22 protein-coding genes are annotated in these 25,881 nt (G+C 44.6%); 15 read left to right on the top strand and 7 right to left on the bottom strand.

Annotated features, from left to right (window positions below; genetic code table 11):
- The first annotated feature begins 69 nt into the window (after positions 1 to 69).
- From B4E62_RS10175 to B4E62_RS10135, 9 genes are read left to right on the top strand one after another with little or no spacing between them, the layout of a single operon-like run.
- A complete protein-coding gene (locus B4E62_RS10175; RefSeq protein WP_331351978.1) occupies positions 70 to 1,887 on the top strand; it encodes an ABC transporter ATP-binding protein in 1,818 nt (605 codons plus the stop codon).
- Entirely contained in the window at positions 1,880 to 2,803 is a 924-nt protein-coding gene (locus B4E62_RS10170) for a glycosyltransferase family A protein (protein WP_310068554.1), read from the top strand. The genes B4E62_RS10175 and B4E62_RS10170 overlap by 8 nt, the downstream gene beginning before the upstream one ends.
- A gap of 7 nt (positions 2,804 to 2,810) precedes the next feature.
- A complete protein-coding gene (locus B4E62_RS10165) occupies positions 2,811 to 4,055 on the top strand; it encodes a glycosyltransferase family 4 protein (RefSeq protein WP_331351977.1) in 1,245 nt (414 codons plus the stop codon).
- A 5-nt stretch (positions 4,056 to 4,060) separates the two neighbouring features.
- Complete coding sequence (gene cysC, locus B4E62_RS10160; protein ID WP_310068557.1) at positions 4,061 to 4,687, top strand: adenylyl-sulfate kinase; 627 nt, start codon at positions 4,061 to 4,063, stop codon at positions 4,685 to 4,687.
- Between the two features lie 24 nt (positions 4,688 to 4,711).
- Positions 4,712 to 5,524 (top strand): 3'(2'),5'-bisphosphate nucleotidase CysQ, encoded by an 813-nt coding sequence (gene cysQ / locus B4E62_RS10155; protein WP_331351976.1) that lies wholly within the window; start codon positions 4,712 to 4,714, stop codon positions 5,522 to 5,524.
- A 47-nt stretch (positions 5,525 to 5,571) separates the two neighbouring features.
- Positions 5,572 to 6,342 (top strand): sulfotransferase family 2 domain-containing protein, encoded by a 771-nt coding sequence (locus B4E62_RS10150; protein ID WP_310068563.1) that lies wholly within the window; start codon positions 5,572 to 5,574, stop codon positions 6,340 to 6,342.
- Positions 6,326 to 7,480, top strand: coding sequence for a glycosyltransferase family 4 protein (locus B4E62_RS10145; protein ID WP_310068565.1), 1,155 nt, complete (start codon positions 6,326 to 6,328; stop codon positions 7,478 to 7,480). Before B4E62_RS10150 ends, B4E62_RS10145 begins: the two co-directional genes overlap by 17 nt.
- Before the next feature lie 20 nt (positions 7,481 to 7,500).
- Positions 7,501 to 8,640 carry a glycosyltransferase family 4 protein gene (locus B4E62_RS10140; RefSeq protein ID WP_331351975.1) on the top strand — a complete coding sequence of 380 codons (1,140 nt, stop codon included), beginning with the start codon at positions 7,501 to 7,503 and terminating at the stop codon, positions 8,638 to 8,640.
- A gap of 54 nt (positions 8,641 to 8,694) precedes the next feature.
- Entirely contained in the window at positions 8,695 to 9,906 is a 1,212-nt protein-coding gene (locus tag B4E62_RS10135) for a glycosyltransferase family 4 protein (RefSeq protein ID WP_331351974.1), read from the top strand.
- Between the two features lie 22 nt (positions 9,907 to 9,928).
- Here B4E62_RS10135 and B4E62_RS10130 read toward each other — a convergent pair whose 3' ends face one another.
- Positions 9,929 to 10,768 (bottom strand): hypothetical protein, encoded by an 840-nt coding sequence (locus tag B4E62_RS10130; protein WP_331351973.1) that lies wholly within the window; start codon positions 10,766 to 10,768, stop codon positions 9,929 to 9,931.
- Positions 10,769 to 10,991: 223 nt separating this feature from the next.
- Between B4E62_RS10130 and B4E62_RS10125 the strand changes: the two genes are divergently transcribed.
- Positions 10,992 to 11,783 carry a glycosyltransferase family 32 protein gene (locus tag B4E62_RS10125; protein ID WP_331351972.1) on the top strand — a complete coding sequence of 264 codons (792 nt, stop codon included), beginning with the start codon at positions 10,992 to 10,994 and terminating at the stop codon, positions 11,781 to 11,783.
- A gap of 84 nt (positions 11,784 to 11,867) precedes the next feature.
- Here B4E62_RS10125 and B4E62_RS10120 read toward each other — a convergent pair whose 3' ends face one another.
- Positions 11,868 to 13,397 carry a hypothetical protein gene (locus tag B4E62_RS10120; protein WP_331351971.1) on the bottom strand — a complete coding sequence of 510 codons (1,530 nt, stop codon included), beginning with the start codon at positions 13,395 to 13,397 and terminating at the stop codon, positions 11,868 to 11,870.
- 1,032 nt (positions 13,398 to 14,429) lie between these two features.
- On the opposite strand from B4E62_RS10120, the gene B4E62_RS10115 reads away from it, so the two are divergent.
- The gene (locus tag B4E62_RS10115; RefSeq protein ID WP_331351970.1) at positions 14,430 to 15,746 is read left to right on the top strand and encodes a hypothetical protein; all 1,317 of its coding nucleotides are present in this window, start codon (positions 14,430 to 14,432) and stop codon (positions 15,744 to 15,746) included.
- Between the two features lie 31 nt (positions 15,747 to 15,777).
- On the opposite strand, the gene B4E62_RS10110 is transcribed toward B4E62_RS10115, so the two are convergent.
- The 4 genes from B4E62_RS10110 to B4E62_RS10095 all read right to left on the bottom strand — a co-directional run bounded on the left by B4E62_RS10110 (position 15,778) and on the right by B4E62_RS10095 (position 20,062).
- Positions 15,778 to 17,001, bottom strand: coding sequence for a glycosyltransferase (locus B4E62_RS10110; RefSeq protein ID WP_331351969.1), 1,224 nt, complete (start codon positions 16,999 to 17,001; stop codon positions 15,778 to 15,780).
- Positions 17,001 to 18,281, bottom strand: coding sequence for an O-antigen ligase family protein (locus B4E62_RS10105; protein ID WP_331351968.1), 1,281 nt, complete (start codon positions 18,279 to 18,281; stop codon positions 17,001 to 17,003). Before B4E62_RS10105 ends, B4E62_RS10110 begins: the two co-directional genes overlap by 1 nt.
- 61 nt (positions 18,282 to 18,342) lie before the next feature.
- Positions 18,343 to 18,900: a hypothetical protein gene (locus B4E62_RS10100; protein ID WP_331351967.1), complete on the bottom strand. Its 558-nt coding sequence runs from the start codon at positions 18,898 to 18,900 to the stop codon at positions 18,343 to 18,345.
- A 40-nt stretch (positions 18,901 to 18,940) separates the two neighbouring features.
- The gene (locus B4E62_RS10095) at positions 18,941 to 20,062 is read right to left on the bottom strand and encodes a glycosyltransferase family 4 protein (RefSeq protein ID WP_331351966.1); all 1,122 of its coding nucleotides are present in this window, start codon (positions 20,060 to 20,062) and stop codon (positions 18,941 to 18,943) included.
- A gap of 190 nt (positions 20,063 to 20,252) precedes the next feature.
- On the opposite strand from B4E62_RS10095, the gene B4E62_RS10090 reads away from it, so the two are divergent.
- The 4 genes from B4E62_RS10090 to B4E62_RS10075 are packed head-to-tail and all read left to right on the top strand — an operon-like array spanning position 20,253 to position 24,853.
- Complete coding sequence (locus B4E62_RS10090) at positions 20,253 to 21,434, top strand: ATP-grasp domain-containing protein (protein WP_331351965.1); 1,182 nt, start codon at positions 20,253 to 20,255, stop codon at positions 21,432 to 21,434.
- 57 nt (positions 21,435 to 21,491) lie between these two features.
- Complete coding sequence (locus tag B4E62_RS10085) at positions 21,492 to 22,499, top strand: polysaccharide deacetylase family protein (RefSeq protein ID WP_331351964.1); 1,008 nt, start codon at positions 21,492 to 21,494, stop codon at positions 22,497 to 22,499.
- A 40-nt stretch (positions 22,500 to 22,539) separates the two neighbouring features.
- A complete protein-coding gene (locus tag B4E62_RS10080) occupies positions 22,540 to 23,541 on the top strand; it encodes a polysaccharide deacetylase family protein (RefSeq protein WP_331351963.1) in 1,002 nt (333 codons plus the stop codon).
- 16 nt (positions 23,542 to 23,557) lie between these two features.
- Entirely contained in the window at positions 23,558 to 24,853 is a 1,296-nt protein-coding gene (locus tag B4E62_RS10075; RefSeq protein WP_331351962.1) for a FemAB family XrtA/PEP-CTERM system-associated protein, read from the top strand.
- Here the strand turns inward: B4E62_RS10075 and B4E62_RS10070 are convergent.
- A complete protein-coding gene (locus tag B4E62_RS10070; protein WP_331351961.1) occupies positions 24,837 to 25,661 on the bottom strand; it encodes a GNAT family N-acetyltransferase in 825 nt (274 codons plus the stop codon). The genes B4E62_RS10075 and B4E62_RS10070 overlap by 17 nt on opposite strands.
- Positions 25,662 to 25,881 lie beyond the last annotated feature (220 nt).

Here is a 25,881-nt window from a genome sequence, read left to right as displayed (position 1 = left end):
GATAGAGACAACATCGCCGTAGATGCGCTTGTTATCTATCGCCACGTTGAGATAAAAGGTTTTTGATACATGTATATCCTGAATATTATCCGCAGCATTTACGCCGTGCTCAGCAGAGAGCAAAAACTGCGGATGCTATTGATGCAATTTTTCTTTCTTTTCTCTGCAGCCGTGCAGGTGGTTGGCATCGCCAGTATCGCCCCCTTTATTGGCATCATATCCAATCCGGAATCCATTCAAACCAATCGCGCCCTTGCCGCGCTCTATGAGTATGGCGGCTTCCAATCTAACCAGGAATTCATTACCGGTTTTGCCTTACTGTCAATTGCGATGATTTTTATTTCCAATTTTGTCAGCGCATTGACCATCTGGCTGCAATTTAAATTTTCGATTTATCTCGGCAGCAATTTGCAATGCCAGTTGTTTGAAAAATCCATTCGACGGGATTATTTATTTCACAAAACCACGAACTACAACAAGCTGATATCCACAATTTCCGCCGATGCACCGCGCTTTATCTACATGGTGCTACAACCTTATTTGTTAATGTGCAGCCAATTATTTATTGCGCTAATTATTCTGGTAGGCCTGTTATTTCTCGATCCTGTAGTCGCGGTTGGTTCGGCTCTGGTGGTAGGTGGCGCTTACTTATGTACCTACTGGCTGATAAAAACATCCCTGCGTGCCCATGGCGACATTATTACCAAACGCAACAAAGTGGTTCAATCAATCATGTCGGAATCCTTTATCGGAATCAAAGACATCAAATTAAATGCGCTTGAAGCCAAATACACCCAACAATATCTCGCCGCCAATAAACAAGGGCTGGACTCAAGCGCTTACATTGCACTCTCGGGTGACTTACCACGCTTTGCTATTGAAACAGTTTCATTCAGCGCCATACTCTTATTTGCCGTATGGCTTCTCAGTGGGAGCAATGAAAGTACCAACGTCGTATCGCTCTTGAGTGTTTATGCGCTTGCAGGATACAAACTCTTGCCCACTATGCAGCAAATTTACAAATCGGTTTCCAGCATGAGTGCAAATGGTGGCGTTGCCATTTTTTTGCGTAAGCAACTGGATTTTGATACACCAAACGACGAAAAAACTGATGTTCCCGCCATCGCCGATGTGACTGAGATTGAACTGAAAAACATCAGTTATCACTATCCCAAAGCCAATAAACCTGCACTGGATGATGTCACCGTCAAATTTACCAAAGGCCAGCTCAACACTATTGCCGGGCCTTCGGGCTCAGGAAAGTCCACACTAGCCGACATTATCCTCGGCCTCTTGCCACCAGCTAGCGGCCAGCTCTTTACTAACCACAAGCCAACTGCTGGCAAAGATTTAATCGCTTACCAACGCACGATCGGCTACGTACCCCAACATATTTTTATTCTCGATGGTGACGTGATTACCAATGTCGCTTTTGGTGTAAATCGTGAAGACGTCGATATTGCGCGAGTTAAAACTGCCTTGCAGCAGGCCAATGCCATGGAGTTTGTCGAAAAACTTCCCAAGGGTTTGGAAAATGATCTGGGGCAAGATGGAAAGTTACTCAGCGGCGGCCAGCGCCAGCGCATCGGCATTGCACGCGCGCTTTACCGGAATAACAAAATTCTGGTTCTGGATGAACCCACTAGCGCATTGGATATAGATTCAGAACACGAATTGATGCAGCTGCTAAACGAATTAAAACATGACCGACTGATTATTGTTATTTCCCATCGCCCTGCCGCGATAAAATTATCGGATAAGATTACCGTTATTGCCGATGGGAAATTGATTGCAAATGATAGCTACTCTGCTCTCTATGAGAGCAATAGTTACTTTCGCAATATGATTGAAAAAGGTTCGATCAATACAGGCTCGCAAAATGAGTGAGCCATCATTAATGCCACTGGTTAGCGTAATAATACCTACGTTTAATCGTGCGCATATGATTGGAGATGCATTGGAGTCTGTATTCCAGCAAACTTACAAAAATATCGAAGTACTAGTTATTGATGACGGCTCGACCGACAGCACACAAGATGTCATAGCAAATCTTAATGCTTCTTGCGTACGCTATATCAAACAGAAAAATGCCGGGGCATCGGCAGCAAGGAATCACGGCATAACACTCAGCAAAGGCGATTATGTTGCTTTTTTGGATTCAGATGATATTTATGAAAGCAAATGTATAGAGGCGAAAGTGGCCATCGCCCTGGCAGATGACGACTGTGTGTTGGTAGGTGGTGGCTGCAGCTACTTCGATGAACATTCAAAAAACTGTATTGCAGATACTCCAGCACGAACCTTAGTAACTTATGAGGATCTTTGCATTTTTACTGCATTCCCTGGCGCCACATCCAATATATTTGCAAAGCGTACAGCGATAATTGCGGCGGGCCCATTTGTTACATCGCTATCGAATTCTGAGGATCGTGACTTTCTACGCAGGCTAGTAAAACAGGGAAATACAAAAAGTTGTAACTTTAATACCATATCAATGCGCATTCATTCAGGGCTGCGCCCCAACAGACACAAACAAAAACAGTATGCTGACCGAGAGTGGATCAGTGCGCAAATACCTGAAAAAAACTTGCGCCAAAGATCAAGAGCTTGGAACGCCATGGTGATGGCGAACTTGTACTGGAGTGAAAATCAAAAATTGTCGGCAATCGCATGGTGGATAAAGTCGTTTCTGATATATCCAGGCAGCGTACATCCCGAACGCCCGAGATTAAAAGCGATATTAAGGAACTATTCACCAAATAGTTATTACCCGGAAACTGTCACAAGCTTAAACACTAAATGAATCAAAAATGCACGCACTGATTATAGCCACCAAATTTCCCAACACCATCCAACCCTGGCTGGCCAATAGTACTGCCCAGGTTGTAAAGCATGGTGGTAGTGTCACCATCTTCTCGATGACGCAGGGAGATCAAAACTATTCTTCCGTTGTTGATGAATTCCACTTAACCCAAGCAACAGAATATTTAAACTTTGATGGCAAGAACAAATTATTCGCCATCGCCAATAATTTTTTAAATCCATTTAATATAGTAAAAAGCCTGCGCGGATTATTTTCTGCGCCGCATTATTTTTCACAACATAAATCACTGGCCAGCAATTTTATTGGCGCACTGGTATTAGCCCCGCATTTCATCAAACGCGATATAGACATCATTCATTCGCATTTTGAAATCACCGGACACCTACTACTGCCAGTTATCAGAGCACAAAAAGCACCCTTTGTAATTACTTTTCACGGTCTGCCCCCACCCGGGGTCTCGACGATTCCAGCGGTGATGCGCAGTGAGTACGTCGAAGCCGCTGATATTATTTTGGTCAACACTGAATTTGCCAAGAAGCAGTATATGAGCTTGGGAGCACCGGCCGAAAAGATTGCGATTATTCCGCAGGGAATAGTAACCAGTGAGTTTGTTTTTAGTGCTAAACCAAAACCCGCTAATGCTCCGGTAGAACTCCTTACAGTCGGCAGGTTTCATACGGACAAGGGGCAGCAATATGTTCTACAAGCACTGCCAAAGCTTATTGAGCTTGGCTACAATCTGCATTACACCATGGTGGGTGCAGGCCCAGAGCGTGACAATCTGGAAAAAATGATTGTTACGTTAAACTTACAAAAACATGTGACGCTTTACACCAGCATCAGCGAACAAAAGCTCAAAGAGATTTATTCCCGCGCGCATATTTTTGTCTTCCCAAGCCTCACCGACAAAACGGGATTTCATGAAGAAACCCAAGGCGTCGCGATTCAGGAAGCACAAGCCTCCGGATTGATTGTCATTGCCACTAAAACCGGAGGCATACCTGAGTGTGTTGAGGACGGTCAATCTGCATTTTTAGTAGAAGACCGCAATCCCACAGTAATGGCTGACAAGATCCAATGGATAATTGACAATCCACAACAGTGGAATGAATGGCAACACAATGCCCGCCAGTATGTCGAAACCCATTTTGATATTGATGTGATTGGCAAACGGTTAATGAAAATATATGCCGACACCATCACCCGACATCAACAACATCATCAAGGATAATTGCTATGAACAACGATGAAAAAAGTCCTTACGAAATAAAATCCACTGAACTGGCTTCTGCAGCAGTGTGGCACAACATGAAAATTACACCGGCTCAACGTGCAGCACTCTTGCAACAAAAGCCCTGCTGTATTTGGTTGACAGGATTGTCCGGTGCAGGCAAATCAACAATCGCCAATGCGCTGGATGCACTTCTACACAATCAAGGCAAAAAATCCTTTTTGCTGGATGGCGACAATTTACGTCATGGACTGAATAAAGATTTGGGTATGAGTGAAAGCGATCGCGCCGAAAATATTCGCCGCGTCGGTGAAGTCGCCAAATTATTGGTCGATGCAGGTCTGATTGTGGTTTGCGCATTTATCAGCCCATACCGCCGCGACCGTCAAATGGTTCGCTCTATTTTCGGCCATGGCAACTTTATTGAAGTGTTTGTTGATACACCGCTCGATGTCTGCGAATCGCGCGACCCTAAAGGGTTGTACAAAAAGGCGCGCCAGGGGATTTTGAAAAACTTCACTGGCGTTAGCGATCCTTACGAAGCGCCTCAATCGCCTGAGCTCACTATCGATACCTCCCGTTATAGTGTCGAGGAATGCACCACCCAAATTTTTAAAATTCTCAGCCTCTAATCTCACTGGGCACAGGAAATAGCAATGCTTAATGCAATTAATTTTGATGATGTTATCAAGCTCGCCAAACAGGCCGGCGCCGCCATAATGGAAATTTATAACAGGGATTTTTCAGTGGATATGAAAGCCGATGAGTCGCCGCTGACGGAAGCAGATCTGGCATCACATCATTGCATTGTCGATGGCCTGAAAAAAATAACACCGCACATTCCTGTGCTCTCTGAAGAGAGCACAACCATTGCATGGCAGGAACGCAGCCAATGGCAAAGCTACTGGCTAATTGATCCGCTGGACGGCACCAAGGAGTTTATTAAACGTAATGGTGAATTCACGGTAAATATTGCACTGATTGTTGAACAGCAACCCGTTTGGGGCGTAGTTTATGCACCGGCCAAAGCACTGCTCTACTACGGTGGTCAACTGCACGCAGGCAGCGTAAAAGAAAGCGCAGAAGATAAAACAGCAATCCATGTAAAATTACTGCCAGAATCGGCGCGGGGATGGAAAATTGTTGGCAGCAAATCACACCAAAGCGATGAGTTTGCACAGTTGGTAAAACGTTTTGACCAACCCGATATTGTCAATCTTGGCAGCTCACTTAAAATCTGCATGGTGGCCGAAGGCAGTGCTGATTTATATCCACGCCTTGGCCTAACTTCAGAGTGGGACACAGCAGCAGCACACGCGGTCCTGCAGGGTGCTGGTGGTGAAATTTATCAAGCCGATAATCTCACTCCGCTGCGCTACAACACTAAAGAAAATTTACTCAACCCATTTTTTCATGCACTGGGTAAAACGAATGATTTTAATCGTTTTGTAAAAGAGTATTTGGCTTAGAAGGCACCCCGCTCACAACTTATCGAAGCCCAAGACAGAGAATCACAATGCAATTGCTGCGCAATTTATATGGAAAATTAATTCCCAAGGAAACACGCTTCTGGTTTTACAAGTTGCGTAACCTAAGGGACTTTGAATCATTAAAAACAGCGATATTCCCTTCGGATAAGGGCGATTTTTCCCTGCGCCATTACTATCAAAATAAATGTGTTTTTGTGCACATCACCAAAGCCGCCGGTACCTCTCTGGCGCTCAGCCTGTTCGGCGAATTACCCTATCATTACACGGCGCAGGAATACCGGGTGATTTATGGCCGCCGCGACTATAACCAGTTTTTTAAATTCACTTTCGTGCGCAATCCCTGGGACAGACTTTATTCCGCTTACTCTTATTTAAAAGGTGGCGGCTGGAATGCCAAGGACGCCGAATGGGCGAAGCAAAATTTGGCAGACATTCATTCGTTCGATGATTTTGTGCTGAATTGGCTCACCCCCGAGCGTTTGCATGCGCACATACATTTGTGGCCACAATGCGATTTTATTTGCGATAGGCATGGTAATCCGATCATTGACCATCTGGGCTATTTTGAAACCATTCAGCAGGATTTTGACGCGATTTGTGCGCGTTTGAAGTTGCCACAAACCGATTTGAAACACACCAACGCGTCTAAACGCGCTGGCTACAAAGAGGTTTACTCTCCCGCCGCAATCCAAAAAGTGGCCGAGCTATACAAACAAGACATTGCCAATTTTGGCTATAGCTTTGATGATGTGAACAGAATGAAAGTCGCGGGTGGTCAATTTGTCAGAGCCCAATAGCAAACCCACCTTACTGTGCGTCGCAAATTGGGACTCCAATGTTGGCTATGCCTGGTGGTTGATGGAAAGTTTCTGGGTAAAAATTCACGCTGAATTCTCTACTGATTATGAAGTGGTGATTACCTACCCCAGTATTTCAATACTGCCCGCCGCAATTCACGATGCACAAATTCGCACAACTGCTTTTGATTTCGGCGTAAACAAATTAGCGAATCTCGCGCAACATTTACGTTTTATAAAACAGCACAATGTTACTGCTATTTATTTCAGTGACCGCCCCACCAGCCATTGGAGCTATTTGTTTTTCAAGCTCGCAGGGGTAAAAAAAATTATCGTCCACGACCATACACCAGGAATTCGCACGCGTCCTACTGGACTGCGTAAATTTCTTAAATCCTGTCGCGCGCGAATTCCTTTGTTGGCAGTCGATGCCGCAATCGGCGCAACAGAATACGTCAAAGACCGGTTGATCAATATCAGCTGCCTGCCCGCCAAAAAATGCTTCGCAGCACCTAATGGCATTCCGATAACAGAAGCAACGCAAAACCCGCCACTGGATTTGCGCGCACAATTAGGTGTAGCTGCTGAGACTTTGTTAATTGTCAGTACCGGCAGAGCAAATCTTTATAAAGGTGTAGATTTTGCGTTAGATGTTTTTGCCCAATTGGTTCACCAACAAAAATGCCATGGATTTCATTTTATTTATTGTGGTGATGGCCCCGATCTGGAATTTTTAAAAACCATGGCACACTCACTCGCCATCGGCAATCACGTCACTTTTCTTGGGCGCGTTAATAATATCGATCAGATCCTCAATAGCTGCGATATTGCGTTTCACCCAAGCAGGGGCGAAGTGGGTTACTCTCTCGCCATTCTCGAATATATGCGCGCAGGGCTTCCAGTACTTGTCTCCAGCAATCCGTCCGTCTGTGAAGCGACGCAGCACCTAAAGGATGGTTTGATATATCAGGAAGGGAATCTACAAGATGCCTGCCAAAAAATGACCCAGCTCTTGAGCGATGGCCAATTGCGACAGTCACTTGGCAACCAGGGTAAACGCGCGATCGTTGAAAAATATTCTCTTGCAGCAACCCACAAAGCACTGATAGCCGCCTTACAGAAAACCTTGGCCGAATAAGCAGAGGCAACAGGCAAGTTATGCAAACAACCCAAAGCACAACTATCGCCCTGATGCATTTTGGTGGCAAGATCTTGCGCGGTACCGAAGTCTGCGCTATCCACACAATTGACGCGTTACAGGAAGCCGGCTACCGGGTGCTATTGATTGCCAATAATCCCGATGTCATTGCATCCCGCACAAAGCAGCTGCCCGATAAAGTATTGCAATCCGCATTTCCCGAAATTATGTTCGATGAAAGTTTTTCGTTTCCGCTGTGGCAGTGGCTGAAAAAAATTGTCGAACTCAAAACTTTTTTAACCGCCGAGCAGCCAGCATTGTTGTTGAGCAGCGGTGGGCTTCCATGCCAAATGGGGAAGCCTATTAGCAAATGGTTAAATATTCCCATCCTGGTTCATTTGCATCATCCAGCACCCAAACGCTATTTTTATTTTTGGATGCTACCCTGGGCTGACTTGATTATTGCGCCCAGCCGACACACGCAGGCAGTAATTCAAAAAAAATGCAATGCTACCGCCCAGGTTGTCTACAATGGTATAGATGTTGAAAAAACGTTTTTCCCGGCGCAACGCACACCTGAATTACGCAATTCGCTCGGCATCAGCGACAATGCTGTTGTTATTGCAAGTATTGCGGCACTGGTACCACATAAGCGTATCGATTTATTTTTGCGTGCACTGGCCATAGCCAGCACCAAATCTTCACTACCGCTCCACGCCGTCATTATCGGCACTGGGCCAGATGCGCAGCGACTGGAACAACTTAGCAACGAGCTGGGAATTAACACATCGGTGACCTTTATCGCGCAAGTGCCGGACATTTCGCTTTATTTGCAACAGGTGGCTGATATCCATCTATTAGCGTCCAGTGAGGAAGGTTTTGGCTTGTCAGTAGTAGAAGCAGCAGCTTGTGGCCTACCCAATATAGTCGCTGCGGCAGGTGCACTGACTGAAGTTGTACAAAATGGGATTGATGGCATTCATGTGCAAGGTGCACAACCTGAAGCATTTGCAGAGGCACTCCTACGCCTGAGTGAAAACGCCGACTTGCGTTTACAAATGGGGCACGCAGGCAGGCAGCATGCCGTGACAACATTTTCAGTCGCTGCGTATAAAAATAATATAGTGCAACAAATTCAGCGCTTGTTGACAAGCAATTAGTGACGCCAGCCGGTAACCGGTGAAGAGATACGGTGAGAGATATATAACAACACCATGAGCCAACAACAAAAGCCATCAATTCTTATTATTGAGCAAGGTCAAAGTTTTGGCGGGGCTATTATCAGCCTATCGCAAACCATTGCTTGCTTTAAAAAAATTGATCCGTTGTTAATTACATTTATGCCAGTAGAAGCGTCCGCACCCTGGGTAAAAAATTTTAGCCATGTCAGATTAACGGATCACTTCAATTACAAAGCAAGAAATAGTTTTACCGATGTATGTAAAAGCAGAATACCGACACGGCTGTTAAAAAAATTGTTTTTCAAAGGCTATGCATTAGCCAGTGTAATTGGCGAGATTTTACTAGCACATAAAATTGCGCGCATCGGCCGCATGCATCAGGTTCGTTTGGTTCATTGTAATAATGGTGTCACCAATCTCTCCTGGCGCGTAGCAAAAATAATGCAGCTGCCTCTGGTCTATCATTTTCGCGGCGCTGACTCTGCCAATACTTACACCGATGAAATATGTCATGCTGCTGCAAAATATATCGCCATAACCCATTTTTTAGCTGAGGAATTTTCCCGGAAGCTTTCTGTCCCCTTGGAAAAAATTTCACTTATCTATGATCCTGTAGATCATCATATTTTTGATCAGATATCTGCGACAGCAGTGGTGTGTGCCCGCCAAGCGATGAACGCTGACCCTGGCGACGTTGTGTACTTAATCGCTGCGCGCGTTATCGCATTCAAGGGGCAACTTGAGTTTCTTCAATGTGCGCTACCGTTGTTGCGCGCCAATGAAAAATTTAAAATTGCCATCATGGGCGATAATGCCGATGAGAGCCCTGATTATTTTCAGCAGATCAAACAATTTATTCTGGATCATCAACTTCAGCAGCAAGTTGTCATGCTCGGCTTTCAGGCTGACCCTATGCCATTTATCAAAGCTGCAGATGTAATTATGCATTTCAGTTTAGGCCCTGAAGGGTTTGGCAGAAGTATTATTGAAGCCTGGGCAGCCAAAAAACCCATTATTGCTACAGCAATTGGTGGGCCTATTGAGTTGATTGATGATGGCAAAGATGGCTATCTGGTAGACCCGGATAACATTGACCAATGCCGGGATCGGATTAAAAACCTACTGAATAATGCCCTCCTGCGGGAGAGCATGGGCAATGCGGGATTTGCGCGTGTACTGGACAGTTTTACACAAGAAGCCATTGCGGCGCAGCTGGAAAATGCACTGCTGGAATTAATACCCTGACCACTTATTGAAATGCTGGCTACTAGAGTGCCGGCGGTTCATAACCGTAGCGTGAAATAATAAAAGCCTCTTTGTTTTTTACCAGCTCTATCGATTCGGCGTCATAATAAAAATCCATACTTTTGCGCGACGATGTATTGGTTTTTTCATTTTTCCCCTGCAGGATAAATAATCGCTGCTCATCGGTTAACGCAATATTGGCACAGGTCAATGCATCAATTAGATCTGCTTCAAGGTGTTCGTTGCGCACAACAAAATCGGTGATCGCGCGCTGCTCCCACAACTCATTCAAGCGTGACGAGTCGGCCAAATCTGGCAGCGAATACAAATCCGATCCCAGGTTGGTAAACAATTTAAAGTAACGATAAGTTAGCACACCACTGTGCGCAGAGAGTGGGGAAAAGCCATAGCCCTCACCAATATCGAAGCGGCGATCAGCATCCAGCATAAGCCGAAGCCATTTGCGAAATAATTCAGGGTTGCTGCTATCGGCATAGACTTCATTCCAGAGCGCAACGGGTTTGGCGGTATCGGCAAGCAATTGACGCAGATACTGCGCCGGGCTCAGCCAATTTTTACCCATTTCTTTATTCAGCTGGCGCCAATAATAATTAACGCTGTAGCGACGTGTCGTTTGACTAAAGGCACTGCCTTTCCGGTCACAACCATAACCCCATAAAGACACATACCAATCCCAGGGGTTGCGAATAGATCCAAGAATAAAACGGTCTTGCAGCTCAGGCGGAACTACATTGTGTTTACCCACCTGCTCGCCCGTTAAAATTTTATTGAGGCAACGGCCTATATGGGAGCCAGCCGTTTTATGCAGTTCAACAAAGATTAGCGAATCAGAAACAAACATAATGTAAATTCATCCTTATAGATTTTGGCGTTGCGAGCTACTATACGCAGCTGATCAAATTGGCTGGGATAATACCAAATCTTGCACCTGATTATCATCCGCAGTAGCAGAGTAATCGCCAATTACCTGATGTGCCGCTCGGAATTTGCCGGCTGTTGCAGCGAAAATAGATTTCCCTGTAACAGTCCATGACTGCTTTTGCCTGTTTACCAAGTGATTATGTATGCCGACTCATAGAATACCCAAAACCATCCACTCATCCCGCACCGCCCGCGCTCGCCCAATATCCAGAATCGTGTGGCAAACCTTTATCACCGATCAGGTTCCCGCCATGATGCATAAAGCAGCTACATCATGGTCCAGCAAAAATCCGGATTGCGATTATCGTTTTTTAGTTGATGCCGATTGCGCAAAAATGATTGCCGATTTTGATCCGGAATTATTTAAATGCTATGAGCGAACCCCGCCAGGGGCGTTCAGAGCCGATATTTGGCGCTACTGCGCACTCTATCGCTTTGGAGGGATTTATGCCGATATGGATACCGTATGCAAACTTCCGATGAGGCAGCTGATAAAAGATAAAGATCAATTTATCGTGGCTTATGACGCAAATAAGACAAAATTATTTAATGCATTTATGTGCTCAGCACCCGCGCATCCGGTTTTGGAAAAAGTGCTCAGCAATATCAAATCAACATTACTCGATGATGAACAATACCAGCTCATTCAAAACAATCCCGCATTACTTTATGACATTACCGGCCCAGGCGGACTTGCCCGCGCCGTAGCTGAAGTCACTGGTTTGCCTGAGGGCATCACCTATTCTGCCAAAACCTACAGCACCAATGAGGTTAAGGTCAGAATACTGCGCAAACTCCACAAGAAGCCGCTTTGGTCAAGGCGAGTAATGGTTGGATTAAGGACAATACTGTTATGCAAATACGAGGGCTATTTTGAGGATATTAAAGCTGCAGGAGGAACCCATTGGTCAAGCTCAAAGGCTGAAACAGCCTGATTAACCATGAGGTGAGATTTGCGAAACAATTGAGGATATAACGAATCCAATACCCTTCATAGAAGGGTATTGGCGCGAGCGGGATTATTGATATTTCGGATTTAAGGGTGCAACAGGCGCGGGGGAGGTAGCAACATCGGCGCCTACCTTACCAAAAGCATCTCCTATGTATCTTCCATCTGTGGCAGCAGCAATACCATCCGTCGGGAGTGCGACCACATTAGCCAAGGTGGTTTTCATAATAGAAAGATCCCACAGCTTTTGGTTTTTGGTAACTATAACGTTGGCGTCTGTTTCATACGGAGTTTTTCCTTTAAAGCGCACCACACTGTAGCCATTAAGAATGGTATTTCTATAAATAAAAGAGTCATACGTTTGATCTGTATAGGAGTCACTCATCGCAAACAACAATGCAGGCCCCTCTTGTCCAACAGGAACAACTATTCGATTCCAGCACACTTCATGACTATGAGGAAGCTCTCCAACAGCACTTCCATACCCAACTGATACCTGTGTCCCCCTTACATTTTCTATAGCCTCATTAGCTCTTACTGTCACATACGAAATGCTCGCTTTCATCCAAAAGCCATAACTAGTGCTACTATTTTTAGCTATATTCTGCTCCACCAAAACATAACTGGCTCTGTAGACATCAATGTAGTGGCCATTTCCCGACGCGTTATTCACATTGGTAATGAGGTTTTCTTTGTACAAAATATTGTTTTTTGCCTTAACTGTACTGGAAATAAATACCGGCCCGGTATTGTCAGTACCCGCCTTGCCAAATTGCATGTCAGTAAAATGGTTGCGCCAAAATGTTGCTCGACTCACATCACCCGTCAGCCAAAAATAGTGTGCATCAGCTACGTCGTTACGCGCATTTTTCCAAGTGATGCCCGCTACAAACATATCGGTTAAATCGCCTGTCAATATTTTTGCAGTGGAGGAGTCGATAACAGGTTCCTCGCCAGGAAAACCAATCAGGCTTGGCGTTTTTTGGTTAGCCGTCAAACGCACATTATTGTTGTTGGCGATATCGCCCACCAAATTATAAATGCCACCGCGGAACACAATAATTTTATTGGCATAGGTAGAATCAGTCGCTGACTTATGCCACTCGGCAGCAGTGGCAAGTGGATTGTCGATTGCTCCTGTTTTAGTGCCTGTTGCACCACTCTTAACAAATACAAACATGCCCGGGTCTATAGTCACCTTCCAGGTCGCCTCGACGGTATTTAGCTCTTGGTCAGTAATGCGCACCTTAAACTCTTGTGTGCCCGTGGTTGCTGTAGGTGTCCACGTGATGGAACCATAATTGGTGTCACCATATAGAGAGCCAATTTTTGCCCCACTTGGCCCACTGATCAGCTCATACTTGAACGGCCAAGCACCACCTTGAACCCCGATCGGGATTGCATACTCCATCTGTGGGTGCGCCCATCTATGGCGGGCATGAGCCGCAGTTTCTGTATCCGGGCGCGGGTAGACCAAATGCATCGGCATTTTGGCCGGCACAAAATACCCTGCCGGGAAAGGGAAGGGCATGGCTGCATTTACAATGCCTGACACAGCCATCAAGAGAGAAATAAGAAAAATATTTATGGCATTTTTCATAACGATTACCACTAACAAATGATGGGGTTATTAAGAGAAATACGGGCAATAACTGCGGGCAATCACCTTCCTGCATCGGGCAGTGGAAGGGGTCATATTTCATTTAAATTTAACTATTCAAGTCTAGCACAAGTGTACAAATCGCCATGATACAAGATTCCAATAGCAACGAGATTCAAGCAACCAATTCTCATCTATATCAAAAAAACCCGCCGCAAGCCGCTAAAGCCACCAAATACTGTCATGAAAAGTGATAATAATTTCTAAATCGCCTCTATTTATAACGCATTATTCTGCTTGGAATTTGCAATTTTCAATCAAAATTCCCAGCAACCACACATGAAACACATAAGTACATCTACAGAAATATCAATATCTCACGCCATATATTTAGCAATGTCGCGACAGCTGCAAAATTTGACACTTAACGTATATGGAAAAAATTTATACTATCAACGTTTTTTAGATGGCATTCCCGCAAGTTATCAAACTGATCAAAGCTCAGGAGAGGGGCCTGCTACAACTGATTCACCGCTGTAAGGACGATGCCGCTTATTACAGAAACCTATTAAGGACGTATCGATAAATAAGGTCACAACAAGTAACCTTCGCAAACTGCAGCCAGAATCGGCTAAAGCGGACTTACAAAAGCCCTTAATTCCTTCGCACCTACTAACCCTGATTTCGACAGGCAAACACTGCAGCAGCGGAACACTACGATTGGTGAAATACAGTACTGAAACCAGAAGAATAAACGATTGCTTTGGCCACCAAGACCCGGCGCCTTTTGAATGCCGCTATTAATCAAAAACACATCGCTTTCCTGGCGCACTCATTATAATAATTCTAACAAACGCACTGACCGTCATGATTTTTATAACAATACTCAATATACTGTTGCTTAGAATCCAAGACACAAATTTCTTGATGAAAAATGGCAAAAGATAACTCAACACTCAATGACGTCAATTCGCCTTATATTTAGCCCGGCACATTAGACCAGCTACAGATTTTTTAATAATGGTAGATAACATGAACCCTTTTTTCGCTAAATATTTTTTTTATTATCCTGTGACTCTTTTAAACGGTGAAAACATTTCACGTCATCTTAAAACCGGCGATGCCTTTCAAACACAGCCAGTTCAAACAACGAAAATTTACCAAGACAATGCAATAAATGATCTAATTACCTATGTAAAGCATCACTCTCCTTATTATAAGGAGATACTTGGCAATGTTCATGACGCAAAGGATTTCACCAAAATACCGTTTTTAACCAAGCAGCTACTTATTAAAGAATTTAGCAACATCTGTACGCCTAAAGCAAAAGGAGCTTCGCTAAAAACTACGGGCGGATCCACGGGGGAGCCAGTCCGCATCTATAAAGATGCAGATGCATTGGCGCGCGAAAGAGCGGCGACATGGCGCTCCTACCAATGGGCAAAAGTTGGGATTGGCGACAAACAAGCCAGATTTTGGGGAGTACCCCACAATGCAAAAAATGCACTCAAAGCAAAAATCATCGATTTTATTTCCAATAGAAAACGCGTCTCAGCATTTAACTTAACCAAAGAGTCACTGAACGAATATTACCAAACCATGGTGAAGTTCAAGCCATCGTATCTGTATGGCTATGTGAGTGTTATTCGCCGGTTTACTGAGCACATTAGGGATAACAATTTGCCAAAAATCGAGTCGATCAGATCAGTAATTACCACATCCGAGGTACTTACTGACAGCGATAGAAAGGTGATTGAAGACGTATGGCAAATAAAAGTATTCAATGAATATGGTTGCGGCGAAGTAGGCTCAATTGCACATGAATGCGAGCATGGCAATATGCATATTATTGCGGACAACATGCTAGTTGAAATAATAGACGAAGAAGGAAATTCCGCAGAAACTGGCGAGGTGGTAATTACCGATTTTTTTAATTATGCAACCCCGATGATTCGCTACAGAGTGGGAGATTTTGCAACACTTAGCCAAGACAATTGCCCTTGCGGAAGAACACTACCCATTCTAAAAGGTATTCATGGGCGAGCATATGACATCATCAAAACGCCAAGCGGAAAATCAGTTCACCCCGAAGCTTTAATTTACGTTTTTGAAGAGCTTCAACAACAACACCATACTTTCAGCCAGTTTCAAATTATTCAGCGTGAGCTTGATAAACTAGATGTTTATATTATCCCTAGTGACAACTGGTCTGACACAATGGAATCGCTCATTACACGCGAAATCCAGGGAAAAATAGACAGCTCGTTTAAATTAACTTTTTTTAAAACCTTAGAAATAAATAGAGAAAAATCAGGAAAGATGCGCGTTGTTAAAAGCGATCTTCGATAAAGCATTAATTAAATACACAATCTAACCAATGCTATTCGTATATTTTCGCGAGTTTTGTTCCAATGCGAGAATAATCATATTTGGAAAATATTAATTCTTTTCCATTTAACCCAACCTCATGCAAAACATCCGGGGATTTTGAATTCAAATCAAGAATTAAGTTTACAAAATCTTGTGCTGTCGAAGCTTGAAAATAGTGAACTCCCGAGATTGCATCAATACCTTCCATTGCAACGGGGTGCGCAACCAAAGGAACGCCATGAGCCAAGGCATCCAATACCTTTAATTTTGTCCCCCCTCCATCTCTTATTGGGCAGACATATAACCAAGCCTTTTCATAATAAGGAGCAATATCATCAACAAAACCGTGCAACTTTACATTATTAAATTGGCCAGCAAGTTCTTTAATGGCTGAAGAAGGATTTTTTCCGATAATATCTAATGTAAGATTTGCATTTCTCTCATTAATTATTGGCCACACTTTACTCAACAAAAAACTAATAGCGTCAGCATTTGGGTACCAATCAAGCCCCCCAATAAACAGCAAGGTCTTACCATCAGAATTCCGTTTTTCCATGACAGACGAGCAATCAATACCATTAGGAATGGTAATGGTATTAATTGAGGGATACAGATCTTTAAACCGAACTCCATCCAAATCAGAGCACACAATGTGTGTGGTGATTGCCGCACAAGAACTTCGCTCTAAATTGCTTATTTTCCAAGCATCCAGATAACAAATAGCTTTCATTAAAATGTTGCTTTGTTCTTGTGCCCGGCGGTACATCATCAGAGATTCTATATTGTGATGATTCAGAACAACATTCTTCTCAGGGAACATATCTATCAAAGAGCACAGCGATAAAGTATCAAGATGAATTGCATCGAATTGTTTGCTACCGATAAACTCTTTTAGCTTATGCTTAACAAAACCAACATTCAAACGACTTACAGAATAGCTTTTTGTGGATAATAGGGATTTTATAAATGCTATTTTTTTAGACTGATTGCGCTTTATTGGTATTAAAATTAGATCCTTACAATATTTTTTAAATTCATATTCAGACGCCGAGATTGCCGCCTCTAGTGAATCGAAATAATTTGTAACGACGTCTTCATACACCAAGCAAAAAAGACTGACATCATGGTACTGAGAAAGCTCTTTAATAAGGTTAAAACTTCTTATTTGAGCACCTCCTTTAGCCGGAAACGGTAAAAAATGAGAGACCCATAATATTGTTTTTCTTTGCGGCATTAATTACTCCACTTACGCGCTTGGCTGTTTATGCTTGATTTCGAGATTGATACGATAGATACAATTAAACTAAGATGAATCCATATAAATGGATAATACGCTACGGTAACAAATTGCCCTGCAATGACATAGCCTAAAACTCCAACCCCCAAACCAGCCGCAATGACGCGACTTAAATCAGACAAGGGCAAAAGCTTAGTAAGCTTTAATGATGAGAATATGCAATACAAGATTAACAATAAAAATAAAAATAACGCGGGAAATCCTGCATCTGTACCTACTTGAATAAATATATTGTGCGGAAGCTCCGCTTTTTTATATAACATATCCTCTGAATAATACCGCTCAAAGTAAGGGACAAAGTTGAAAAAACCCACCCCATCTAATGGATGATCTCTCATCATCTCCCATCCATTTTCCCAATATAACAAACGTTGTTGCGAGGTTTTGTCATCACCCGTTGCTCTAAATCGCTCTTTTTGCTCTTCAGGCAGCAGATACACTAATCCGACAATTAAAATGAGCACACCTATAAGCGATTTAATTCTGAATATACTTTTGCGAAACATAATTGCCATAACAATTGCAAGCGCCAACTGCGACCCTCTACTGCTTGCGCCAAGCACAGTTAAAATAGGGCAAACCCAAAATGCCATTAAAATTAAGCGCTCCCAAAGAGCAGCTTTAGCTTTAAAATGCTGGTATAAATAAAATGCCAAAGGAAACAGCATTACCATCAGAATACTTAACTCACCTGAATTCTGAAAGAAGCCTTTGGGCCCCATAAGCCCCCAGCTCGTAAAACCAAATCCTCTGAATGCCCATGACTTGGCAGTACCCAGAGCAATTTTTCCCGCTGCAAATAAAAAAATCAGCAAAAATATATAAAACCGCTCCTTGGTATTTACAATTCTGGTTATTAAAAAATAGATAACAACCCAACTGAAAAAATCCATGAATTTTTTCTTGGATACTTCAGGATAATATGCAGTAAAAACAGAAATGATAATTAAAATAGAAAAGGTAATGACATATATATTGGCAATCGACTTGACATGCTTTACGGTAGGATCAACAACAGCGCCGATCAGAGCGCCCATTATGAACAGCTGCGCCCAAGGGATAATATCTATAGCCGGGAAAAGAGCTTGTGGCCGTACAAATTCAAAAAAAAGATAGAGGCAAATCATCCAAAATGAAAAATGCTGGCCTTTAAAGTAAGCCCACATATTTTTCACTTTAAAAACATAAAAATCATCAATCGTCTTAGGCGCTTCCACAAAATACTCCTATCAGCACTTATCCAACTTACACCCAGCAACATTTAATAAGAGTTTTCAATTAACCTTTCACTTTATCTTTCAGTTGAAGAACCGCCATCACAACTGACCGCTCACACCGATCAAAATACTGTTCATTTGCATTATAGGGGTCATGCAAATAGACCATTGGCAGCGGCAACCACAGCCCCGCTAGAGTTATTTGTACTGGCGCCTGCGCAAAACGATGCTCTAAAGCCCAAATATGTTTTGGTTCCATACCGATGAGCAAGTCGCCCACTTGCGGTTGATATTGATCTACTCGCATAGTTTTGTGTTGGGTTAGCTCATAACCGTGTGACGATGCCCAAGCGACTGCACGTGGATCTGCCGGATCATTGCCGCGCGTATCCAACCCGAAGGAGATACTCGGCAGATTGTGTTTGCGTGCTACCGCCTCAGCCAAAGGGCTGCGACAGATGTTGCCGTGACAGACAAATACCAATCGTGTCACTTTTGTAAAATCAATTTTTTTCAAAGCGCGATAGGCGCCCAGCATTCGCATAAATTCAAAGCGAATGTACCGCAACAAGCCACGCTTGGAGCCGTAATGATTTTTAATTTTTTCTGATAGTGTCACGGGCCAACCTGTTCTTTAATGCGTGTTTTGGTATAACACCTTAAGTGCTAATACCCAGTAATTTGCTGTAATGTTTTTTGTAGGCGCTGAGCATTACGCTGAGTGAAAACGTATTACACATATGCTCGTAACCTGCCCTTGCAAGACGCGCTGCCTCTCCAGGATTACTTAATAAATACTTGATCGCGGCTGCCAGTTCCACCGGTGAGTTCACCGGAACCAGATAACCGGTACTGTTGTGCGTAAGAATTTCTTCCGGCCCACCACAGCGGGTTGCTATAACAGGCAAATGACTTGCCATTGCTTCAATAGTGGCGATGGAAAACCCTTCGGAACTTGAAGAGAGGACAAATAAATCCATCTGCGCAAGAAATTCAGGGGTGTTGTCGTAAAAGCCGATGAAGTGCATTTGCGCTGTGACACCAAGCCTGTGCATTTGCTCATTGAGTTGTTCCATTAAATCCTTTTTTTGGTGCCCGGCGATGACAAAATGTAACTTTGGATTTTTTAACTCTGCAACGGCGTCAATCAAGGCTTGGTAATTTTTGGCGGGGCGAATATTGCCAAGGCTGCCAATCAATATCGCATCAGCAGGAATGTTTAGCTCGCTGCGCAATCTTCCTGTCATCTTGGTGTGGTAGCGCTGCTGCTCTACACCGTTGTAGATAACCGCAATTGCATTGGCAGAAAACAGACCACGAGCTTGAATATATTGCGCAAGGTCGCGGCTCACGGCAATTAACTGGCTCACGCCCATGCGCATAATTTTTTGTTTAATCGCCACAAAACGTTCATTGGGGTTGATATCTACACGCCCATGCAGTGTCGCAATCAAGGGGATGCGCATGAATAAGCAGAGAATGGAGTAGGTCAGTGTTGAGCCTAATAAATGAGCGTGAACCAGCGCCGCGTTTTCGCGCTTTAGCAGCTTGTATAACTGCCAGTAATAGGGAATGGCAAAAAAACCGTAGGGCTTGAGAATATGGTAGCGGATGCCGCGCTGTTTTAATTGCGCTTCAACCCAACCCGGCCCTTTGATAATGGCAAGATTGTCATAATTTTCCAGTTGCAATTGCTGGGCAATATCGAGAAAAACAGTTTCGGCACCACCGGGGCCGGTAGTGTCAATCGCGTGAATAATTGTGTGTTTTTTATCGGTCATAGCCATGATCTTTCAGTGACAAGTTCCTTCCGACGATAACAAAAGTTTAAGAGGACGCATTCTATCACCATCTGGTTGCGCGCTTGTGGATTTGTTAGCCAATCCGTATCATTCGCGCTGCGCGCTGTTTTTATCTGATGCCGTTTGCACAATGATTTTATGCTGGTTAACTAAGGCTGGTTGCAGTGACATGACACACTTAATTCTTGTTCTTGATGCAGCGCAGCGCAGCGCTTTGGCGGTAACCCGCTCACTGGGAAAGCTCGACAACATCCAGATAGTCACGTCGGATTCATCTACCTTTGCCTTGGCCGCCGCATCGAAATATTCGCAGGAATATTTGCAGTCGCCCTGCCCTTCAGCGGAACCCGAGTCCTATATCCAGTGGCTGGAAAATATTTGTACCATCCGCCAGTTTGCACTGGTGATTCCAGTAACCGAAATCACCAGCCAGTTGCTCCTGATGCACTCCAGCCGCCTGCCCCATGTGCGTTTAGCGTTTGCCGATTACAATACAGTGATGTCGCTTGCTGATAAATATCGTTTGCTTGAGCAAGCAAAAGCCTGCGGCGTGCCTGTTCCTGAATTTACCCTGTTCGAAAATGCAGCTGGCGCTGATGCGAGCCGGTGGTCTTATCCGTGCGTCATCAAACCTTGTCTATCAAAAATCTTTACACCCGCAGGATGGATAGCCACGAGCGTCAAGGTACTGCAATCAGAACAGGATTGGCAGCGCGCACGTACTGCTGCACCTTATCTGGAGCAGTATCCTTTTATGCTGCAAGAATTTATTCCCGGTAGCGGCGCGGGTGTTTTTTGTTTGTATAACAAAGGCAAGGCAACCCATTTTTTTGCTCACCGACGCCTGCGCGAAAAGCCACCGCAAGGCGGTGTGAGTGTGCTGAGTGAGAGTGTAGCTATTGACCCCGCGCTGAAACAATACGCACAGCAGCTGCTGGACCATGTGCATTGGCACGGGGTGGCGATGGTTGAATTCCGCATAACGCCAGATGGGCAACCTTATTTAATGGAAGTGAACACCCGCTTTTGGGGCTCGCTGCAATTGGCGATAGATGCGGGGGTCAATTTTCCTGCCCTGCTGGTACAGCATGAATTGGGCATAGCAGGCGAGCCTTCGACAACGGAATACCGCAAAGGGCAGCGTTTGCGCTGGCTGTTGGGTGATCTGGACAGTCTTTATCTGTATTTAAAAAGTGCTTATCCGCTTGCGCAAAAAATGCAGCGGGTGCTGGCTTTTTTTGCGCCCACTGCATTTTTTAAAACCCGTCATGAAACCAATCGCTGGGGTGACTTAGGGCCTGGGTGGTACGAAATAAAAACCTATGTGCGCCAGCTTTTGGGGCGCCAATAGTATTTGCCCGGAAAGAATTACCACACAAAAATGAATGGCGACTAAACTTTAATCACTATGAAACAGTTACTCAAACAGATCGCCACGCGCGGCGCCAACTATTTCGGTTCCCACCGGATGAATTGGTTGCAGCAAGATCCACAGCTTTGGGTGCTGATGTATCACCGCATATTGCCGCACACGGATATCCGCTACCAGCTTGAAGAACCGGGCATGATTATCACCCCCGAAACCTTCAGCATGCACCTGCGCGAATTAAAACGGCATTTTGATCTGATGGATTTTTCCGAGTGGCTGCGTTTGCGTGAAGCGGGTGAGCGTTTGCCGCGCCGTGCGTGCGTGGTGACATTTGATGATGGCTGGTACGATAACTACGAATACGCGTTGCCGATTATTAATGCCGAAGCAACCCCCGTAACCCTGTTTGCGGTGGTGGAAAAAATTGGCACTGAGTTTCAGTTTTGGCCCAACATTGTGAGCGCGCTGCTGCACAGCAATGCACTCAGCGCACTGCAGCAACAACCGGTATTTGCGCGCGCACTGGCACAAACAGGCACCGTCGGCGATACTAAAAATCGCGAATTTATTGCCACCGTTATTAAAGCGCTCAAACAATCCAGCGATGCCGATATTTTTGCTGCGCTTACCGCTCTCAATTGGCAAACACTACTGACGTTTAGTATGCCGCGCGGCTTGATGACCTGGGATGAACTGCGCAGCATGACGCAATCCGGCCTCGTCAAAATTGGTTCGCACACTTGCAATCACAAACGGTTGAATGCCCAGCTCAGCAGCGATGAAATTGCACACGAAATTGTCGCCAGTAAAGCGCTATTGCAAGCACAGTTACCAGATGCGATAGATATTTTTTGCTTTCCCAACGGCGATTACAATCAAGCTGCATTGGATGCTGTCACGGCCACGTATCGAGCTGCCGTTACTACACAACGCGGCATTGTGAATGCTACACGCACGCCCGTACACCAACTGTGCCGTATTGGTGTACACGAACAAGTGAGCAATACACCGCGCCTGTTAGGTGCCCGCTTGTCAGGCTGGGTGTAATTGATTCACTGAATTTTTTATTACATGGAATTAATGGTTGATGAGTAGATTGCTGCAATCGACATTAACATCGCCAAGGTTGACACGGCTGATGAATTTTTTGGTGGGGCATTATGTCACCATCTACATGATTCATCGCCCGCAACCTGACAACGGCGCCTATGAAGGACTCGCTCCAAGACTGCTTGATGACTGCCTTAATTATGCGCGAAAAAGCGGTTTTGAGTTTGCCTCTATTGATGAGTTAGTTGCCGATGCCTTGGCTGGTAATAATCGTGAGCGGCCGACCATTTGTTTTACTCTTGATGACGGCTATCAGGATCAAGTAGATCAATTGGTACCAGTGTTATTACAACATGATGCCAAACCAACGCTCTACACGATTGTTGATATGGTTGATCGCCACGATTGGCCATGGGATGCAAAATTAAATTACGCTGTATGGAGTTCTGCACTCAGCCAAGTGGAATTTCACTATCAGCAAAAGCCTTTCAAGCTCGATTTAACCCATCCGGTAGCACGTACACACAGCCGCCGCCAACTTACTCGCTTTGGCAAAACACTTAGCTCTGCTGATTTGATGCAATTTGTACAGGATGCAGTGGCGGCACTTGCGGTTGAGCTCCCAACAAATGCACCCTCAACGTATACGCCTGCCTCTTGGGATAGTTTACGTGCAGCAGAATTGCAAGGGTTGCGCATAGGCTCACACGCTTGCAGCCATCAGGTTTTTGCAGCGCTGTCGGATGCGCAAATTAGTGCGGAATTAGCGCGCGCCAACCATCGACTTGGACAGGAAATAAATAACCCCTCCCAGGTTTTTTGTTATCCATCCGGCACAGCACAAGATTACTTACCTCATCAAGCTGAATTGGTAAAAGCGGCAGGATTTGTGGCTGCACTCACTGCGATGCCAGGCAATATGCGCTTGCAGCACATAAAGGAAAAGCCACTGCATATTAAACGCCACAGCTTCCCAAACAGTTTTGATAAATTTGTCAGGTATTCTTCCTGGCTTGAATATATTCGCAGCTCAATTTAACAGGTTTACCCGCGTTATGAATTTGCCATCGGCACTGCACAGCGAGCTTAAATCGCTGAAAGTTGAAAAAGGAATTATTTCCGGAAAATTTAAACACTTGCTCAAGGATAGTGTCGAATACGCACAGCAATTAGAGTTGATGAAAGACATATCCCTGCGCATCAAACAGCTTGAAAGCGCGTTAAAGGATGCAGAGGCACCCACTACCACCAGCCAAGCGCCCGCCGCGTCAATCACACCAGTATTTCCTACGCTTAATCAGCACCGCTGCTGGGACAATCCATTTACGCTATCCGTTGATAACTTTGCAGCTGTAACAGATTGGCCGGTATTTGTGGCGCAACATGCTTATGCACTACCGAGCCACAATCCCGCTTGGGCAGAGGTAATCGAGCAAAGTTTTGGGCACCATTCACTGCTGGTCTGCGCGCGCGATAAACAAGGTAAATTATTGGGCGGCATTCCTGTTACGGTGTTTTCATCGCCACTATTCGGCAAATTCGCGGTTTCAATGCCCTACCTGAATTACGGCGGCATAGTGTGCGAGTATTTTGATATCTGTCTGGCACTCATCGATAAATTACGCGCACTGCGCACAGAGCTGGAATTACGCCATATTGAGATACGCAGTATTTATCCCAACCTCGGGGATAATCCTTCCACCAAAAAAGCATCCATGATTTTGGTATTACCGGCAAACGACACAGAGCTGGATAAAATGCTGGGCAGCAAAGTGCGCGCCCAATATAAAAAAGCGGATGAATTTTTGCCGGAATATAAAATTGGAAAAATGGAATTGCTGGAAGATTTTTATCGCGTATTCGCTCGCAACATGCGCGACCTGGGAACACCCGTGTACGCCATACAATGGTTCGCAAATATTCTGCAACACCCGGGTTTAAATGCAGCCCTACTCATTGTGTATGTCAAACAAAAACCCGTTTCGTGCGCTTTTTTGGTCAATCATGGCAAGCTGATGGAAATTCCCTGGGCATCAACCATTCAATCAGCGAACAAGTACAACGCCAACATGTGGATGTATCGCAAGGTACTTTCGTTCGCAATAAACCAGGGCTGTCACTATTTTGATTTTGGCCGCTCAACATTGGATGCCGGCACATTCAAATTCAAAAAACAATGGGGAGCAGAGCCTTGCCAGAATTATTGGTACACCCTGTTGCCAGAAAACGCGCAAAAACCTGAGCTTAACCCCGACAACCCGAAACTTAAAATTTTTATTATGCTTTGGAAATGGCTGCCGGTATGGCTGACAAAAATTATCGGCCCGACAATTATTAAAGGGATTCCCTAGGCGCTTTCATTCGTTGCAAAAAGTCATTCATGTAATACAAACTTTTTAGCAGTGGGTTTCTCACTAACATCAAACTCGCAAAATGGGCGTGGTGAGTGGCGAGTGATTGTTTGTAATTGGAATTCTTGCCGTTACCCGCCATGAAATCATAATAAATGGCATCGGTTGTAAATGCCTTTTCTATTTGCATTCCCAGATGCAAGGTGCCCAGCGATATTCCATCCTGAAATTTTTCAACATATCCCGACTGGATATTATATATCCGCTGCCGGTAGTAAAGATCCAAAACCGCCGAGACAGGCTTGCCGTTGCAATAAATAACTGAGAGATCCGGCTTTCCACCCACATCGGCAATGCGCTGTAAAAATGTGATGATTTGTTTTAAGTTGCGCCCTTGATAGCATGGTTTATCCCAGCGCTGCAGATGAAACTCATTGAGGATACGAATAAACCCATCCAAATCTGGCCACAGATTTTGCTGGCTAATATCACCGATGGCATACAGCTTTTTACGCTTGTTAAATAACTTCAAGCGCGTGTTACTGCCGATATGTTTTAGATAATTATCGAAACTATTTTCCTGTAAACGCACCGCGTAACTTGTCGCGACGTCCCGCACCAATACTTGCAAACCTTTGGCTTTTGCGGCGTTGACCAACGCGGCATATTCTGGTGTGGCGGACATAATGTCGGGAAGAAATAACTGACTCCACGGATGATCAAGGGCAGCGGCAATAAATGTCTCCGCTTGCTGATTGACCAGCATGAAATACTCGCTGCGCAAACTTGGGCTGACACTGGTGGACATACCCGCAGGAAAAAGTGTTTGAAATGAAAGGAACGACGGCTTTTTTTGTTGGTAGCAATAAAATGTCTGCTGGTCATTGATCCCTGGATGCTGATCTCCAACCGCTATAATAGCGTTGTGATCTGCCCATGCATTTTCCCAGGCCTCCCTCCATTCCCGAGTAGAAAAAATCCCTGGACAATTTGCTGCGGGAAAGTAATCGCTCATGACATGGATTCGC

Source organism: Cellvibrio sp. UBA7671 (assembly GCA_002483145.1).
Lineage (GTDB): Bacteria > Pseudomonadota > Gammaproteobacteria > Pseudomonadales > Cellvibrionaceae > Cellvibrio > Cellvibrio fibrivorans.
Note: the sequence above shows the minus strand (reverse complement) of the source record. Positions and strands in the feature narration are given on the sequence as shown.

What these genes read in the sequence shown, in the direction of transcription:
- B4E62_RS10175 (WP_331351978.1), top strand. Translation starts at nt 70, where the DNA reads ATGTATATCCTGAATATTATCCGCAGCATTTACGCCGTGCTCAGCAGA.
- B4E62_RS10170 (WP_310068554.1), top strand. Translation starts at nt 1,880, where the DNA reads ATGAGTGAGCCATCATTAATGCCACTGGTTAGCGTAATAATACCTACG.
- B4E62_RS10165 (WP_331351977.1), top strand. Translation starts at nt 2,811, where the DNA reads ATGCACGCACTGATTATAGCCACCAAATTTCCCAACACCATCCAACCC.
- cysC (WP_310068557.1), top strand. Translation starts at nt 4,061, where the DNA reads ATGAACAACGATGAAAAAAGTCCTTACGAAATAAAATCCACTGAACTG.
- cysQ (WP_331351976.1), top strand. Translation starts at nt 4,712, where the DNA reads ATGCTTAATGCAATTAATTTTGATGATGTTATCAAGCTCGCCAAACAG.
- B4E62_RS10150 (WP_310068563.1), top strand. Translation starts at nt 5,572, where the DNA reads ATGCAATTGCTGCGCAATTTATATGGAAAATTAATTCCCAAGGAAACA.
- B4E62_RS10140 (WP_331351975.1), top strand. Translation starts at nt 7,501, where the DNA reads ATGCAAACAACCCAAAGCACAACTATCGCCCTGATGCATTTTGGTGGC.
- B4E62_RS10135 (WP_331351974.1), top strand. Translation starts at nt 8,695, where the DNA reads ATGAGCCAACAACAAAAGCCATCAATTCTTATTATTGAGCAAGGTCAA.
- B4E62_RS10130 (WP_331351973.1), bottom strand. Translation starts at nt 10,768, where the DNA reads ATGTTTGTTTCTGATTCGCTAATCTTTGTTGAACTGCATAAAACGGCT.
- B4E62_RS10125 (WP_331351972.1), top strand. Translation starts at nt 10,992, where the DNA reads ATGCCGACTCATAGAATACCCAAAACCATCCACTCATCCCGCACCGCC.
- B4E62_RS10120 (WP_331351971.1), bottom strand. Translation starts at nt 13,397, where the DNA reads ATGAAAAATGCCATAAATATTTTTCTTATTTCTCTCTTGATGGCTGTG.
- B4E62_RS10115 (WP_331351970.1), top strand. Translation starts at nt 14,430, where the DNA reads ATGAACCCTTTTTTCGCTAAATATTTTTTTTATTATCCTGTGACTCTT.
- B4E62_RS10110 (WP_331351969.1), bottom strand. Translation starts at nt 17,001, where the DNA reads ATGCCGCAAAGAAAAACAATATTATGGGTCTCTCATTTTTTACCGTTT.
- B4E62_RS10095 (WP_331351966.1), bottom strand. Translation starts at nt 20,062, where the DNA reads ATGACCGATAAAAAACACACAATTATTCACGCGATTGACACTACCGGC.
- B4E62_RS10090 (WP_331351965.1), top strand. Translation starts at nt 20,253, where the DNA reads ATGACACACTTAATTCTTGTTCTTGATGCAGCGCAGCGCAGCGCTTTG.
- B4E62_RS10085 (WP_331351964.1), top strand. Translation starts at nt 21,492, where the DNA reads ATGAAACAGTTACTCAAACAGATCGCCACGCGCGGCGCCAACTATTTC.
- B4E62_RS10080 (WP_331351963.1), top strand. Translation starts at nt 22,540, where the DNA reads ATGAGTAGATTGCTGCAATCGACATTAACATCGCCAAGGTTGACACGG.
- B4E62_RS10075 (WP_331351962.1), top strand. Translation starts at nt 23,558, where the DNA reads ATGAATTTGCCATCGGCACTGCACAGCGAGCTTAAATCGCTGAAAGTT.
- B4E62_RS10070 (WP_331351961.1), bottom strand. Translation starts at nt 25,661, where the DNA reads ATGTCCACCAGTGTCAGCCCAAGTTTGCGCAGCGAGTATTTCATGCTG.